The sequence below is a fragment of the Vibrio sp. 10N.222.52.B7 genome, from assembly GCF_041474275.1.
Taxonomy (GTDB): domain Bacteria; phylum Pseudomonadota; class Gammaproteobacteria; order Enterobacterales; family Vibrionaceae; genus Vibrio; species Vibrio crassostreae_C.
This window is the reverse complement of sequence record NZ_JBFRTU010000540.1, coordinates 1-359: the sequence shown is the minus strand read 5'-3', so window position 1 is coordinate 359 and position 359 is coordinate 1. Positions and strand designations below refer to the sequence as shown.

2 protein-coding genes are annotated in these 359 nt (G+C 44.0%); both read right to left on the bottom strand.

Going from position 1 to position 359, the window contains the following annotated elements; all coding sequences use genetic code 11:
* Window positions 1-24 precede the first annotated feature (24 nt).
* Window positions 25-222, bottom strand: a complete 198-nt coding sequence (locus AB4512_RS24090; RefSeq protein ID WP_017080299.1) for a hypothetical protein — start codon at window positions 220-222, stop codon at window positions 25-27.
* The coding region (locus tag AB4512_RS24085; RefSeq protein ID WP_372176012.1) for a helix-turn-helix transcriptional regulator at window positions 219-359 on the bottom strand (141 nt) is incomplete at its 5' end. The genes AB4512_RS24090 and AB4512_RS24085, both read right to left, overlap by 4 nt.

The following is a 359-nucleotide window of genomic DNA, read 5'->3' as shown; positions in this document are numbered from 1 at the left end:
GTCATATAACGCGAGGCCTGTTAATCAATAGTTATAACGGTTGATTAGATCTTGGGCTTGCTCAAGGTCTTCGGTGCGCTTGGTATGAGCTGCATGTTTGAGAGCATCTAGAACTTTAGAGCCTTTGTAATTGGTTGGGTGAACTTTGATATGTGGAATACCAAGCATAAAGCAATGTGTGCCAATAGCTGCGAGTTTAGGGTCGGATAATAAACTTTTCATTTCGCCCCCTTAACTTGGTTTACGGTAGGGCGAGTATCTATCCATTCTTGTACTTCATGGCGACGCCAGCCCACACAACGCGCTCCTAATTCTAATTGGGCTGGAAACTTACTCTGAGAGATTAAACGGTATAGGGT

Bases quoted from the DNA above. Each gene is read 5' to 3' on its own strand.
- AB4512_RS24090 (WP_017080299.1), bottom strand. From the start codon at position 222: ATGAAAAGTTTATTATCCGACCCTAAACTCGCAGCTATTGGCACACAT.